This window comes from Streptomyces sp. NBC_00620 (assembly GCF_026341825.1).
Classification (GTDB): Bacteria; Actinomycetota; Actinomycetes; order Streptomycetales; family Streptomycetaceae; genus Streptomyces.
The window spans coordinates 1471644-1485841 of sequence record NZ_JAPENY010000003.1; the positions used below are offsets into that span (position 1 = coordinate 1471644).

The 14198-nt window shown below is 70.9% G+C and carries 14 protein-coding genes; 4 read left to right on the forward strand and 10 right to left on the reverse strand.

Annotation, left to right across the window (positions count from 1 at the left end):
- Nucleotides 1–204: 204 nt before the first annotated feature.
- From OG246_RS37770 to OG246_RS37785, 4 genes are all read left to right on the forward strand, one after another.
- Nucleotides 205–1698 (forward strand): bifunctional phosphatase PAP2/diacylglycerol kinase family protein, encoded by a 1494-nt coding sequence (locus OG246_RS37770; protein ID WP_266473455.1) that lies wholly within the window; start codon nt 205–207, stop codon nt 1696–1698.
- A gap of 104 nt (nt 1699–1802) precedes the next feature.
- Nucleotides 1803–2624 carry a class I SAM-dependent methyltransferase gene (locus OG246_RS37775; protein WP_266473456.1) on the forward strand — a complete coding sequence of 274 codons (822 nt, stop codon included), beginning with the start codon at nt 1803–1805 and terminating at the stop codon, nt 2622–2624.
- A 44-nt stretch (nt 2625–2668) separates the two neighbouring features.
- Entirely contained in the window at nt 2669–2839 is a 171-nt protein-coding gene (locus tag OG246_RS37780) for a hydrophobic protein (protein ID WP_266473458.1), read from the forward strand.
- A gap of 70 nt (nt 2840–2909) precedes the next feature.
- Nucleotides 2910–3263: a VOC family protein gene (locus OG246_RS37785; RefSeq protein WP_266473459.1), complete on the forward strand. Its 354-nt coding sequence runs from the start codon at nt 2910–2912 to the stop codon at nt 3261–3263.
- Nucleotides 3264–3412: 149 nt separating this feature from the next.
- Here the strand turns inward: OG246_RS37785 and OG246_RS37790 are convergent, their stop codons facing one another.
- The 10 genes from OG246_RS37790 to OG246_RS37835 form a co-directional block, all read right to left on the reverse strand.
- Nucleotides 3413–4309, reverse strand: a complete 897-nt coding sequence (locus tag OG246_RS37790) for an arginase family protein (protein WP_266473461.1) — start codon at nt 4307–4309, stop codon at nt 3413–3415.
- 33 nt (nt 4310–4342) lie between these two features.
- Nucleotides 4343–4894, reverse strand: coding sequence for a GNAT family N-acetyltransferase (locus OG246_RS37795; RefSeq protein ID WP_266473463.1), 552 nt, complete (start codon nt 4892–4894; stop codon nt 4343–4345).
- A gap of 40 nt (nt 4895–4934) precedes the next feature.
- A complete protein-coding gene (locus OG246_RS37800) occupies nt 4935–5183 on the reverse strand; it encodes a DUF1049 domain-containing protein (protein ID WP_266473465.1) in 249 nt (82 codons plus the stop codon).
- 77 nt (nt 5184–5260) lie between these two features.
- Nucleotides 5261–7033: a CocE/NonD family hydrolase gene (locus OG246_RS37805; protein WP_266473466.1), complete on the reverse strand. Its 1773-nt coding sequence runs from the start codon at nt 7031–7033 to the stop codon at nt 5261–5263.
- 153 nt (nt 7034–7186) lie between these two features.
- On the reverse strand, nt 7187–8116 hold the full coding sequence (locus OG246_RS37810) for an LD-carboxypeptidase (RefSeq protein ID WP_266473467.1): 930 nt from the start codon (nt 8114–8116) through the stop codon (nt 7187–7189).
- A gap of 31 nt (nt 8117–8147) precedes the next feature.
- Entirely contained in the window at nt 8148–10109 is a 1962-nt protein-coding gene (locus OG246_RS37815) for a prolyl oligopeptidase family serine peptidase (protein WP_266473468.1), read from the reverse strand.
- Between the two features lie 30 nt (nt 10110–10139).
- Nucleotides 10140–11444 carry a M20/M25/M40 family metallo-hydrolase gene (locus tag OG246_RS37820; RefSeq protein ID WP_266473470.1) on the reverse strand — a complete coding sequence of 435 codons (1305 nt, stop codon included), beginning with the start codon at nt 11442–11444 and terminating at the stop codon, nt 10140–10142.
- Nucleotides 11437–12270, reverse strand: coding sequence for a M55 family metallopeptidase (locus OG246_RS37825; RefSeq protein ID WP_266473471.1), 834 nt, complete (start codon nt 12268–12270; stop codon nt 11437–11439). The genes OG246_RS37820 and OG246_RS37825 overlap by 8 nt, the downstream gene beginning before the upstream one ends.
- 65 nt (nt 12271–12335) lie before the next feature.
- On the reverse strand, nt 12336–13775 hold the full coding sequence (locus OG246_RS37830; RefSeq protein WP_266473472.1) for a gamma-aminobutyraldehyde dehydrogenase: 1440 nt from the start codon (nt 13773–13775) through the stop codon (nt 12336–12338).
- Between the two features lie 16 nt (nt 13776–13791).
- On the reverse strand, nt 13792–14193 hold the full coding sequence (locus OG246_RS37835; RefSeq protein WP_266473474.1) for a nuclear transport factor 2 family protein: 402 nt from the start codon (nt 14191–14193) through the stop codon (nt 13792–13794).
- Nucleotides 14194–14198: the final 5 nt, after the last annotated feature.

The window sequence follows — 14198 nt, forward strand, 5'->3', positions numbered from 1 at the left end:
TCCTCAAACGCCGGACAGGCTGAAAGATCTCCCCCGGCCGGAACTGAAAGGCTCTCCGGCCGGGGCGAAAGATTTCAGCGCCGGCCGGGGAAAGATTCAGCCCCTCCGGCGTTTGAGGAGCGGGGTCTGGGGCGGAGCCCCAGGAACAAGGGACGGGTAGGGGCGGAGGGGGCGAAAAACCCGGCCCTGGGTACACGCACCCCCATGACCCCGATCCCAGACGTGGACCTCACTCTCCGCCCCCCGGGCCCCCGCATCCTCCGGGACCGGCTCCTGAGCGCCGACTCCCGCCTCTTCGAGGCCGTGGCGACCCGCCACTGGCCGGGCGCCGACCGCCTCCTGCCACGGCTCACCCACAGCGCGAACCACGGCGTCCTGTGGTTCGCCGCAGCCACGGCGATCGCGGCGACCCGCACCCCGAGGGCCCGCACCGCCGCCGCCCGAGGCCTCGCCTCGCTGACCCTCGCCTCGGTCACGATCAACACCGTCGGCAAGCGCTCGGTACGACGCCCCCGCCCCGCCCTGGACCCCGTACCGCTGATCCGGCAGCTCAGGCGCCAGCCGATCACCACGTCGTTCCCGTCGGGCCACGCCGCCTCGGCCGCGGCCTTCGCGACGGGCGTGGCGCTGGAGTCCCGAGGCTGGGGCGCCGCCGTGGCCCCGCTCGCCACCGCGGTCGTCGTGTCCCGCGTGTACACGGGCGTCCACTTCCCGAGCGATGTCCTCGCGGGCGCGGCCCTGGGTGTGGGCGCCGCGTACGCCGTACGGGCCCTGGTTCCGACCCGCGACCAGGTTCCCCGGCCCGACCGGCCCGGCGCGGACGCGCCCGCGCTGTCCGAGGGGGAGGGCCTCGTGATGGTGGCCAACACCGGCGCGGGCACTCCGGGCCAGATGGACGCCCTGCGCGACGCCCTGCCGCTTGCGGAGACCGTGGAGTGCGAACCGGCCGACATCGAGGCCGAGTTGGAGAAGGCCGCGATCCGCGCCCGGGTGCTCGGCGTGTGCGGCGGCGACGGCACCGTGAACACCGCCGCCCGGGTCGCCCTGCGCCACGGCCTCCCCCTCGCCGTCCTGCCGGGCGGCACCCTGAACCACTTCGCCCACGACCTGGGCGTGGAGGGCCCGCGCGATCTGATCCGCGCCCTCCAGGAGGGCAACGCCATACGCGTGGACGTGGGCCGGTTCTCGTCGGGCGGCACGGAGGGCATCTTCCTCAACACCTGCAGCCTGGGGGTCTACCCGGAGCTGGTGCGGGAACGGGAGCGATGGTCCCGGCGCATCGGCGAATGGCCGGCCGGGGTGCTCGGCGTCCTGCGCGTCCTGCGCACGGACGGCCATCCCCTGCAGGCCGAACTCGGCGGCCGCACCCACCCGTTGTGGCTGCTGTTCGCCGGCAACGGCACCTATCACCGCATGGGTCTCGCCCCCGCCCGCCGCTACGACCTCGCGGACGGACGCCTCGACGTACGGGTCGTGCACGGTGGCCGCCGCCCCGCCGCCCGCCTGCTGGCCGCGGCCCTCGCGGGCCCGCTCACCCGTTCCCCCGCCCACGCGGCCGTACGGGTGCGCCGTCTGCGAGTGGACGGTGTCGCGCCCGGCACCCTCCTCGCGTACGACGGTGAAGTCACGGAGGTGGAGGGCGAGGTGACGCTCCAGAAGATCCCCGAGGCACTGACCGTGTACCGCCCGCACCCCTGACCGGCTGTCCATATCCCAAGACGCAGGTCTCACCATTCGACATGAACGCGTACGGTGAATGCGTACCCGACGAGAAGTCGATGAGGACGAGAAGGGGAACGGTCATGTCGAAGTCCCAGGAGACCGCCGTCTACACCCACGGCCACCACGAGTCCGTGCTGCGCTCGCACGTCTGGCGCACCGCCGCCAACTCGGCGGCGTACCTCCTCGACTCGCTGAAGCCCCACATGAAGATCCTGGACATCGGCTGCGGCCCGGGCACCATCACCGCCGACCTGGCGGAGCTGGTTCCCGACGGCCATGTCACCGCCGTCGACCACGCGCCGGGAATCCTGGACCAGGCCCGCGCCACCGCCGCCGAACGCGGCCTGGACAACGTCGAGTTCGCGGTCGCGGACGTGCACGCGCTGGACTATCCGGACGACACGTTCTGCGTGGTCCACGCCCACCAGGTGCTCCAGCACGTGGGCGACCCGGTCCAGGCGCTGCGCGAGATGTACCGGGTGACCAAGCCTGGCGGGTACATCGCCGTCCGCGACGGGGACTACGAAGCGATGACCTGGTATCCCGAGGTGCCGGGCATGACCGACTGGCAGGACCTGTACGTGCGCGTCGCCCGCGCCAACGGGGGCGAGCCGGCCGCCGGGCGGCGTCTCAAGTCCTGGGCACTGGCGGCCGGCATCCGGGACATCACGGCCACGTCGAGCACCTGGACCTTCGCCACCGAGGACGAGCGGGACTGGTGGGGCGGCCTGTGGGCGGACCGCACGCTGGCCTCGGCGTACGCGGACCGCGCCACGGAGGGCGGTCACGCGAACGCCGAGCAGTTGCGGGCCGTGTCGGACGCCTGGCGGGAGTGGGCACGGCAGGAGGACGGCTGGTTCTCCGTACTGCACGGAGAGATCCTCTGCCGAAAGGACGTCTGATCCGCCTGCTTCGGGAAACCCGGGAATGCAGGAGGTCGAAAACTATGGTTCCCATCCTGCTGGTACTGCTTCTGGCCCTGATTCTTTTCGGCGCCGGATTCGCGGTGAAGATTCTCTGGTGGATCGCTCTGATCGTTCTCGCCGTATGGCTGCTGGGCTTCCTGGTCCGCGGAACGAGCGCCGCCGGATCCCGGGGTCGCTGGTATCGGTGGTAGCCCCGTTCCGTGTGGCCCGAGGTCCGTATTCAGGACCTCGGGCCACTGCTCGACAACTAGGCTCGTGGGTATGGAGATTCTGGGAGCCACGCTGCGTATCTGCGTCGACGACCTGGAGGCTTCGGTCCCGTTCTACGAGAGACTCGCGGGTGGGCAGGCCCTGCGGTTCGACCGCGGCGGTGTCTCGGTCGCCGCGGTCGGCTGCTTCCTCCTCATGAGCGGGCCCGCGGCCGAACTGGACGTCCTCCGCAAGGTCACCGCCACCATCGCCGTCAAGGACGTCGAGGAAGCCCACCGCGTGCTCAGCGACTCGGGCGCCCGCATCCTCGCGGGCCCGGTTGCGACCCCGGTGGGACGCAACCTCATCGCGATGCATCCCGACGGTGCGGTGTACGAGTACGTGGACCGCCGCGCCGGGGAGTAGCAGGGAGTTCTTTCGCCCCCTCCGCCCCTACCCATTCCCGTCACTTGGGGGCTCCGCCCCCAAACCCCCGCTCCTCAAACGCCGGAGGGGCTGAAACCGGGCGTAGCCCGGAAGCACGGGACGGGAAGGGGCGGAGGGGGCGAAAAACCTCAGGCCCCGACCACCGCCCCCACCACAACATCCGCCAGCACCGCCCCCGCCACCCCCTCCGGATCCAGATCGGGATCGTAGATGGTGACGTTGAGCCCGGCGCAACGCGGAGACCGTAGCAACGGACGCAGCAGCGCGAGGAGTTCGGCCGGGAGCAGCCCGTCGGGATCGGGACTGTCGACGGCGGGCATCACGGACGGATCGAGACAGTCGGCATCGAGGTGCACCCAGAAACCGGCAAGGTGCGGATGCTCCAGCGTCTGCAAGGCAGCCCGCGCAACCGCGTCCGCACCCCACTCCCGCAACTCCCCCACAGTCACCACAGGGATCTTCAGCGCGGCAAGCTCATCCCGCTCGGTGTCGTAGTCCCGGATACCGAAGAGCCGTACGTCCTCGTCCCGAAGGTAGGGCCTCAGGCCTTCGAGGTTCGTGAGGTCCTCCTGCCCGCGCCCGGTCGCGAGCGCGAGTTCCTCACCGCCCGCAGCCCCGATCCGCTCCGAGTTCCCGGGATGCCGGAAGTCGGCCGAGCCGTCGACGGCGGCCAGCCCGAACCGCCCGATGCGCCGCAGCGCGAGCGAGGCACCGAGCTGGATGGAGCAGTCCCCGCCGAGCACGACCGGCAGGTCCCCGGCACGGACGTGGTTCTCGATCCGGTCGGCGAGCCTGCGGGTGTACGAGGCGATGGCGGCCGCGTTGAAGACCCCGTCGCCCTCCTGCCAGTCCCCCCGGTCGTAGCGCGGCGGTACGACGACCCCGCCCTCCAGCGCCCCGAGCCGCCGTACGATCCGCTGCTCGCGCAGGGCGCCGGCGAGCTTGTAGCAGCCGGGAACAGTACCGGGCGCGGGCGGCCGCAAGCCGAGGTTGGAGGGGGCGTCCAGGACGACGATGTTACGCATGGGCCACATACTCGCCGACGCGGCCGAGCGGCGTCAGCGGGACCGGGTCATCTCCGCGGTGATCGCCCACCGCTCGTGGTCGCGCCAGGCCCCGTCCATGTAGATGAAGTCCGGCGAGAACCCCTCGAGCCGGAATCCGCACCGCCGGGCGAGCGCGATCGAGGCGGCGTTGCCGGGCTGCACATTGATCTCGAGCCGGTGCAGCCCCATCTTTCCGAAGGCGTACCGGACCACGAGTCCGAGCCCCTCACCCATCAGCCCCCGCCCGGCCGCGTGCGCGAAGGCGCCGTACCCCAGCGCCCCGCTCAGAAAGCCGCCCTCGACGATGTTGTTGATGTTGATGAACCCGGCGATTGCTCCGCCGTCCCGTTCGCACACCAGGAACCCGGCCTTCGTCGGATCCTGGATGAGCCGCCCCGCGTACGCGGCGTAGGCGTCGGCGCTGCCGGGCGGAAACAGCCACGGCTGGTGCAGATCCTTGCTCTCCCGGGTCCGGGCGGTGAACTCCGTGCCGTCCGCGTACGTGAAGTGCCGTATGCCCACGCGGGGTCCTGCGGCGAGATACTCGGGGGCGTTTTCAGGCATCCGGCAACACTACGCGACGGTGTATCGGGGTATCCGGCGCTCACCTTCGGCGCTTCATGAAGTACGCCCCGCACAGCGCGCCGATCACCGCGGTGCCAAGGAGCGCCATCCACAGGGGCATGGTGACTTCCGGGATCAGCAGCCTGATCTTGGTGCTCCGGGTGTTCTCGAAGATGAAGATCAGAGCGAGCAGGGCCAGCGCGACCACGCTGACCCTGGTGGGCGTCAGCAGCCCGCCGCGGCTCTTCCCGCCACCCGCACCGGCGCTTTCGGAGGTCTTCGGGCTCATGCGCTCAGCATGAGCCGCGAGGCGACAGCACGCGCGGCGGGAGGTTCCTCCGGGTGACTGCCTGAGACTCCAGGGGCTCAGCGCCTGACGACCGGCAGCTCCAGCACCCCGGTGTTCCGCGGCCCGCTGGTGATGGTCACCGGCTTGATCCCCTTGTTCCCGAAGTACGCGTCATCGCTGGCCGCGACGACGAACTGGAGCCGGTGCCCGGCCTCGTACCGATGGACGATCCCCGGCAGCGAGACGGTGAAGCTCTTCGTCACGTCCGGTACCCGTACCGGTGCCACCAGTCGGTGCACCAGCGTCTTGGTGCCGTCGGGCGCCACGTCGTACAGCTTGGCAAAGAGGACCAGCTTGTCGGCGGCGTCGCCGGAGTTCTGCACCGCCTCGGTCTTCGGCGAGACCACCTTCAGTGTGGCCTTGGGCGCACCGACGACATCGATCGAGCGGGTCAGGGGCTCGCTCGTCCAGCCGAGGTAGGTGCCCTCCGTGTCGTACGGCGCCGGATCGGGCACCCCGACCCAGCCGGCGAGTGAGCTCTCGGAGTGGCTGGTGGGCCCCGGTGCGTTGGTGTACTCGCGGCTGCCGCGCACGACCTTCTTGCGGTTGTCGACGAGCTTGCCGTCCCCGGAGAGGTAGAGCTTCTCGCTGAGTGCGGGTACCCGCGAGGCCGTGTCGTAGGTGCTGTTCGGGTCGGTGATCCAGTCGCGGTAGTACGCGAAGGAGGGTCCGGTGTCGACGCCCTTGCGGTGCTGGAGGTAGCGGTCGAACCAGGCGAGGATCCGCCTGCCGACGTAACTCGTCTCCAAGTTGCCCTGGCTCAGGTTGAGTTCACCGGTCGACGGGTCGGTGAGCCCGCCGCTGTGCCCCCACGACTGCCAGATCATCTTCGTCGTGGTGCCCTGCGCCTTGAGGGTCTTGTACGTCGCGGTCGCCTCGTTGAGGTTGAAGAGGGTGTCGGCCTGTCCCTGGACCAGGAGGGTCGGCGCCTTCACCTTGCTGAGGTAGGAGACGGGCGACACGCTGCGGGAGTAGCTGAGCAGGGGGCCGGTCTTGGCGGCCGGGTAGCTCCCCGAGTTCAGCGTCCGGATGGTCGCGCAGGCGTCGCTCGCGAAGTGCAGGCAGGTGCCGGAGTTGATGCGGGAGGGGTCCAGGTTCGCCAGGGTCAGCGGCAGGCTCTCGCCGATCAGGTAGAAGCCGTTGGTCCACTGCCACTTGAAGGCTCCGGGCACGGAACGGGCGCCGGCGGCGTTGTTCGGGTCGAGGGCGTACGACAGGTCGTTCCAGGTGATCATCGGGACGAGTGCGTCGACGCGGTGGTCCACGGCGGCGGTGGCCATCTGGACGGCACCCCCGTAGGAGCCGCCGATCATGCCGACGCGCGGGTCGCCCTTGCCGTCGCGGGTGACATAGTCGGCCTTCGTTCCGTCGTCGGCGGCGCGCGTGCCGGCCAGGAAGTCGACGAGGCGGGAGGCGGCCATTCCGTCCACGCGTGGGTCGTCGAGGGAGATCAGGCAGCCGGACCGGCCGAAGCCGAGCCCCGAGTAGACGAGTCCGACGTATCCACGGGCGGCGAACGCCTTGCCGATGGCGTCCGTCGAGCCGTCCGACTTGCTTCCGCCGAAGCCGTTGGTGGCGAGCACGGCGGGGGCGGTGTGACGGCGGTCCACACCTGCGGGCCGGTAGACGTCGGCGTCGATCGTGCAGGTGCTGCCACCGGCCTGGACGGTGAACTTCAGGGCGGTGACGGTGTACTGACCGGTGGCCGAGGCGGCGGGCGCGGTGATCGTGAGTGGCACCGTGAGCGCGGCGCCCACGACCAGAGCCAGCGATGCACGAGATCTGGGCACACGGGAACGACGGGACACAAAGACCTCCACGCTGAGGACAACCCGACTGCGTCGGGCGGTACTTACCGACCAGTAATCATGTTGTGACGCGTGTCAGCCGTGGTCAACCACCGCGCCGGGTGTTTCTCGACGGATGTTCGGCGTGCTGCGGCGCTAGGCGAGAGCGGGCTCCTCCAAGGTCAACGTCCCGGCGTCGGCGTCGAGTTCGGCCCTGACTCCGAGGGGCATCGTCAGCGCGCCCGCTCCGTGGCCGAACCCGAACTCCTCGAGGATCGGCACCCCGAGCCCGCCGAGCCGGTCGGCCAGCAGCGCCCGCACCTCCGCGGAGGGGCCGCAGTCCGCCCAGGAGCCGAGCAGGATCCCGGCGACCCCGTCGAACCATCCTGCGCGCAGGAGTTGGGTGAGATACCGGTCGAGCCGGTACGTCTCCTCACCCACGTCCTCCAGGCAGAGCAGCCCGCCCCGCGCGGAGGTCCGGGCGTACGGCGTGCCCAGTTCCGCGGCGAGCAGGCAGAGGCACCCGCCGAGCAGCACTCCGCCGGCCCGCCCCGGTACGAGAGCGCCGCGACGGCTGGACGAGGCGATGGTCCGCACGGTCTCCGGCTCAAAGAGCGTCGCCCGCAGATGCTCCTGCGCCTTCGCGTTCTTGAGGAAGTCGGCAGAGGCCGCCATCGGCCCGTGCAGGGTCACCAGGCCCACGCGGGTCGCGAACGCCTCGTGCAGCGCCGTGATGTCGCTGTAGCCGAGGAACACCTTGGGTCCGGCGGCCCGTATCGCGTCCCAGTCGAGGAGGTCGACCATGCGCTGCACACCGTATCCGCCGCGGGCGCACAGCACCGCGTCCACATCCGGGTCGCACCAGGCGGCCTGGAAGTCGGCGGCCCGGTCGGCGTCCGTGCCCGCGAGATAGTCGAACTCCGCGTGCCGGTCCAGGACATGGGGTGCCACGAAGGGGTCGAGGTCCCAGCCGCGCAGGATGTCGAGGCCGGTCCGCAGCCGTTCCTCGGGTACGGGCCCGCTGGGCGCGACGACGGCGACGCGGGAACCGGGAACGAGACGCGCGGGGCGGGTCAGTGGCTTCACTGGGCGGACTCCGTGGTGTGGACGGCAGGCTTCATTTGGCGAGTTCCAATGTCGGGACACCGGGCGGATTCAGCCCGAAGACCTGTGCGTACAGGGAGAGTTCGGCCTCCAGGACCCGCACCGTCGTCTCGGCCCGCCGGAAGCCGTGCCCCTCTCCCTCGAAGGCGATGTAGGCGTGCGGAACGCGTCGTCCCTCCGCCTCGAGCCTGGCGAGGAACCGCTCGCACTGCGCGGGCGGACAGATGACGTCGTCGAGGCCCTGGAGCAGCAGGAAGGGTGCGCCGATGCGGTCGGCATGCAGGGTGGGCGACCGCTGCGCGTACCGGGCCGGCACCTCGGTGAGCGGCCCGATCAGGGTCTCCAGGTACTGCGACTCGAAGTCGTGGGTCTCTCCCGAGGCCCAGGCGGCGAGGTCGAGGATCGGGTAGAGGATCGTGCCGCAGGCGTACACGTCGGTGCTCGTCAGGGACGCGGCCGTCGTCCAGCCGCCCGCGCTGCCTCCGCGGATGGCGAGCCGCCGCCGGTCCGCGGTGCCCTCGTCCGCCAGCGAGAGCGCGACGGCCGTGCAGTCCTCGACGTCGACGACGCCCCACTGTTCCCGCAGCCGGTTGCGGTACTCCCGCCCGTGCCCCGTCGATCCTCCGTAGTTGACCTCGGCGACGCCGATGCCCCGAGAGGTGAAGTAGGCGATCTCCAGGTCGAGCACGAGCGGGGCCCGGCTGGTGGGGCCGCCGTGCGCCCGGACGACGTACGGCGGCAGTTCGTCGTCGGGTGCCATGTGGCCGGGGTGGTGCGGCGGATAGATGTGTGCGTGGATCTCGCGTCCGGCGGGGCCGGTGAAGGTGCGGATCTGGGGCTCCGGGTAGTACGAGGGGTCCACCGGGTCGTCGTGCGCGGCGCCGGTGATCCGGGCGCGGCCGGTGCGGGCGTCCAGTTCGACGACCTCGTACGCGCTGCGGGGGCTGGCCCCGATGCCCAGGATGCGGCTGCCGTGCGCGGCGAGCGTGGGGGCGAACTCGGTCCAGGGGCCCGCCGCGTCGACGACCTCGCCGGTCTCCGGGTCCAGGATGCCGAGCGCGGTGGCGCCCCGCCCGTGCACGACGGCGATCAGCCCGTCCTCCAGCGGTGCGAACCAGCGTTGGCCGATCTTCCACAGCGGCCCGCCGAACTCCTCCTCGCGGGGGCACACGGGCACCCCGTCGCGGTACAGGTTCCACCAGCCGGTGCGATCACTGGCGTACAGCAGGGCGCCGTCGATGCCCCACTCGGCCTGGGCGATCGACTCGTCGGGGCCGCCGGCCACCGTGCGGGCCTCCAGAAGCGTCCCGTCGTCGGCCACCTCGGCGACAATCAGTTCCGTGCCGTCCCACGGCATCCGCGGATGGTCCCAGGCGAGCCAGGCCGCGCGTCCGCCGTCGGGCGAGAGGCGGGGCCCGGTGACGAACCGGTGGCGTGCGTCGGTGAGTTCACGTACGGCGTCCCGGTCCTGCGCCGCCGAACCGTCCAGTGGCACCGCGGCGAGGACCCGCCGTACGTCGGTCGGCCCGTCCCCGGTGAACTCCTCGAGTACGCACCACACTTCGCCCCGCTCCACCCGCAACTGCGGGTCCACCCAGCGCAGTCCGCCGCCGACGAGCGAGACCGGAGTCAACGGGCGTGGTTCACGGCCTGCTTCGTACAGATACAGCCGCTGGTCGGCGAAATCTACAAACACCACCAGCGGCCCTTCGGGGCGCATCTCCCCGGCCCATGCCTGCCCGCCGTACTCGATGACCCGGCTGCGCACGTTCCACGGGGCGGGCAGCACCGACTCCTCCGTACCGTCGGCCTTCCGCCGTACGAGGGTGCGCCGCCCGCCCTCCGTGGGCCGGGGTTCCGTCCACCACGACTCGTCGCCGACGAAGCCGACGGAGTCGGGGTGCCCGTCGTGCGCGGCGGCGAGGGTAGCGTCGATGGGTGAGGGCCACGATCCGTACGCCAAGGTCTGCACCATGTCCCCCACTATCCCCGCATCCCTACACGTCTAGGCCGTGCGCAGGAAACGGTCCAGGACGCGGACGCCGAAGTGGAGCGCCTCGACCGGGACGCGCTCGTCGACGCCGTGGAAGAGGGCCTGGTAGTCGAGACCCTCCGGGAGCTTCAGCGGCGTGAATCCGTAGCCGGTGATGCCGAGGCGCGAGAACTGCTTGGCGTCCGTGCCGCCCGACATGCAGTACGGCACCACATGTCCCTCGGGCGCGAACTCCTCGACGGCGGCGCGCATCCTCGCGTACGTCGCCGACTCCAGCGGCGCCTGCAGGGCCACCTCGCGGTGCTCGAACTCCCACTCCACGTCCGGTCCGGTGAGCCGGTCGAGGGTGGCGCGGAACTCGTCCTCGTGTCCGTACAGATACCGGCCGTCGACGTGCGCGACGGCCTCCCCCGGAATCACGTTGATCTTGTAACCGGCGCTGAGCATGGTCGGGTTGGCGCTGTTGCGCACGGTCGACTCGACGAGCGTGGCGGCGGGACCGAGCTTGGCCAGCAGGCCGTCGACGTCCTCGAAGTCGGCGTCGACGCCGTACACGGCGGCGAGTTCGGTGAGCGCCGCGCGCACGGTCGGAGTGAGCCGCAGCGGCCACTCGTGCGCGCCGATCCGCGCGACCGCCTCGGCCAGCCGCGTCACCGCGTTGCTCCGGTTCACCTTGGAGCCGTGCCCCGCCCGGCCGCGCGCGGTGAGCTTGAGCCAGCCGGTGCCGCGCTCGCCCGCCGCGATCGGGTACAGCTCGCGCCCGCTGCCGTCGTGGAAGGTGAACGCCCCGGACTCGCTGACGCCTTCGGTGCATCCCTCGAAGAGCCCCGGGTGATGGTCGGCGAGGAAACCCGAGCCGTCGACGGCGCTCGCCTCCTCGTCGGCGGTGAACGCGATCACGAGGTCACGCCGGGGCCGTACGCCCGTACGCGCCCAGGCCCGCACGACCGCCAGGATCATCGCGTCCATGTTCTTCATGTCGATGGCGCCGCGCCCCCAGACGACCCCGTCGCGGACCTCCCCGGAGAACGGGTGCACGCTCCAGTCCTCGGCCTGCGCGGGCACGACGTCCAGGTGACCGTGCACGAGCAGCGCGTCGGCCGAGGGGTCGGTGCCTTCGAGGCGGGCGACGACGTTCGTACGTCCCTTGGTGCGCTCGAGGAGGGTGGGCTCCAGGCCCGCCTCGGCCAGCAGGGCGGCGGCGTACTCGGCGGCCGGGCGCTCCTGGCAGTCCCCGCCGCCCCGGTTGGTGGTGTCGATGCGGATGAGGTCGGAGGTGAACCGGACTACCTCGTCCAGCGCCTGCGCGTCAGCCATACTGCTCCTCCACCGCGGCCGACACGATCGTCGTGACCGCCTTGAACGTGCGGATTCCCTCGTACATGGTGCCGCTGGTGTACGCCACCTGCCGCTCCCCGACACGCTCGACGCCCGGCACCACGGTCGCCGCCATCGACAGGTGCTCGGCGTCGAACTCCAGCATCACGGTGAACGGGCCGCCCACGAACGGTTCCTGACGGACCGCCAGGGACGCTGCCTCCTTGGCCGCGGCGCGGATGTCGGCGGCGGTCCTGGAGGGCGTACGGCACACGGCCGCGTACCGGGACACATGGTCCTTGACGGCGACCTTCAGTGCCCCGGGCGCGTAGCCGAGCGCGTCCTCGCAGGCCAGGTCGTCCCCGGTGACGAGCACGACGGGCACGCCGTACTCGGCGACCACATGGGAGTTGAGGAGCCCCTCACTGGCGCGTACGTCGTTCACCCACACGCCGGTGATGGAGTTCGCGAGATAGGTGTGGGCGAGGACGCCCTCCATGCCGGCGCCCGCGTGGTAACCGACGAAGGCGATCCCGTCCACGTCACCGTGCTGCACGCCCTCCACCATGGACAGCGACTTGTGCCGCCCGGTGAGCATCTCCGCTCTCCCGTCCAGCTGTTCGAGCAGCAGATTCCGCATGGTCCAGTGGGCCTCGTTGATCAGCACCTCGTCGGCGCCGCCGTCGAAGAAGCCGAGGACGGCGGCGTTGACGTCCGAGGTGAACATCGCACGGCACCGCTCCCACTGCGGTGTCCCGGGCAGCACGTCGGCGGGCCAGGTCACCCCGGTGGCGCCTTCCATGTCGGCGCTGATGAGGATCTTCATGGTGCGTCACGTTACGCATCGACGCGGAAACTCGCCACGAAGAGGCGGCGACGCACGCCATGGTGTCAGAGCGACGTCATGACGTGCTTGATCCGGGTGTAGTCCTCGAAGCCATACGCGGAGAGGTCCTTGCCGTAGCCGGACTTCTTGAACCCGCCGTGCGGCATCTCGGCGACGAGGGCCATGTGGGTGTTGATCCACACGCAGCCGAAGTCCAGGTTCTTCGACATCCGCATCGCCCGGGCGTGGTCCTTGGTCCACACCGAGGAGGCCAGTGCGTAGTCGACGCCGTTGGCGTACTGCACGGCCTGGGCCTCGTCCGTGAAGGACTGGACGGTCATGACCGGGCCGAAGACCTCGTTCTGGATGATCTCGTCGTCCTGGCGGAGGCCGGAGACCACGGTCGGGGCGTAGAAGTAGCCCTTGTCGCCGACCCGGTGGCCGCCCGCCTCGACCTTGGCGTGCTCGGGGAGGCGCTCGATGAAGCCGCTGACCTGGGCGAGCTGACCCGCGTTGTTGAGCGGTCCGTACAGCACGTCCTCGTCGTCCGGCTGCCCGGTCCTCGTGTCGGCCGCGGCCTTGGCGAGCGCGGCGACGAACTCCTCGTGGACCGACTCGTGGACCAGGACGCGGGTCGCGGCCGTGCAGTCCTGACCGGCGTTGAAGAAGCCGCCCACCACCAGGTCCTCGACCGCCTTCGCCAGGTCGGCGTCCTCGAAGACCACCGCCGGGGCCTTGCCGCCGAGCTCCAGGTGGACCCGCTTGACGTCCTTGGCCGCGCTCTGGGCGACCTGGATGCCGGCGCGTACCGAACCGGTGATGGAGGCCATCGCCGGGGTCGGGTGCTCCACCATCAGGCGGCCGGTCTCACGGTCGCCGCAGACCACGTTGAAGATGCCGCGGGGCAGCGCCAGCTCCTCCAGGACACCGCCGATGATCTCGGCGATCAGCACCGTGGAAGCCGGGGTGGTGTCGGAGGGCTTGAGGACCACCGCGTTGCCCGCCGCGAGCGCCGGAGCGAACTTCCACACCGCCATCAGCAGGGGGTAGTTCCACGGCGCGACCTGTGCGCACACACCGACCGGCTCGCGGCGGATGATGGACGTCATCCCCTCCATGTACTCGCCGGCCGAGCGGCCCTCGAGCATCCTCGCCGCGCCGGCGAAGAAGCGGACCTGGTCGATGGCGGGGGCGAGTTCCTCGCCGCGGGTGAGGTGGAGCGGCTTGCCGGTGTCGCGGCTCTCCGCGGCGACCAGTTCGTCGGCCCGTGCCTCCATCGCGTCGGCGATCTTCAGCAGTGTGCGCTGGCGCACGGACGGTGTGGTGTCGCGCCAGACGGGGAACGCCGCGGCCGCGGCCGCCATCGCCGCGTCGACGTCCGCCGCCCCCGAGAGCGGGGAGGTCGCGTAGACGTCACCGGTGGTGGGGTCCACCACATCGAGTGTGCGGCCGTCCGAGGCGTCGGCGAACGCACCGTCGATGTAGTTGCGGAACGTGCTGCTCATGGAACGTCTCTCCTGGTCAGGCGGCGGTGCGGGCGGACAGGTGCTCGTGGACGGCCGTCCAGCCGCCGTCGTCGGCACGGGCGAAGACGATGGTCTCCCGCTCGTGGACCGTCTCCTCGCCGGCGTGGGTGGCGACCCGGGTCTCGACGTCGTGGCTGAAGACGGCCGTGTCGCCGAAGGGCTGGATCAGCTGTGCGGACGAGGTGCAGCCGAGGATGCGGAAGCCGTCCTGCTCCACCCACTGCTGCCAGAGCACGCGGTACTCGGCCGTGGAGCCGAGCCGCTGCGGGGTGGTGTGGAAGACGAAGGTCGCGTCCGGGGCGAAGGCGCCGAAGTAGTCCTCGATGCGGCCCTCGGCGAAGGCGGCGACGAGCGCGTCCGCGGCGGCCCGGACTTCCTGGACGGTGGTGGTACTCATGCACG